Consider the following 238-nt stretch of genomic DNA (forward strand, 5'->3'; position numbering starts at 1 on the left):
GTGTCGCAGGTTCGAATCCTGTCTTCCCGATTCATGGCGGTGTAGCTCAGCTGGCTAGAGCGTCCGGTTCATACCCGGGAGGTCGGGGGTTCGATCCCCTTCGCCGCTATAATGATCTTGTTGGACCTTTAGCTCAGCTGGTTAGAGCTCTCGGCTCATAACCGAGTGGTCGTAGGTTCAAGTCCTACAAGGTCCATTAAATACTATGGAGGATTACCCAAGTCCGGCTGAAGGGAAC

The 238-nt window shown here is 53.8% G+C and carries 2 tRNA genes; both read left to right on the plus strand.

The annotated features are described in order from the left end of the window. Window positions 1-35: 35 nt before the first annotated feature. Window positions 36-109 (plus strand) — tRNA-Met (locus HMPREF2805_RS01095). A gap of 13 nt (window positions 110-122) precedes the next feature. Continuing rightward, window positions 123-196 (plus strand) — tRNA-Ile (locus HMPREF2805_RS01100). The last annotated feature ends 42 nt before the right edge of the window (window positions 197-238 follow it).

Origin of the sequence: Streptococcus sp. HMSC034E03, assembly GCF_001811505.1 — a bacterium.
Taxonomy (GTDB): domain Bacteria; phylum Bacillota; class Bacilli; order Lactobacillales; family Streptococcaceae; genus Streptococcus.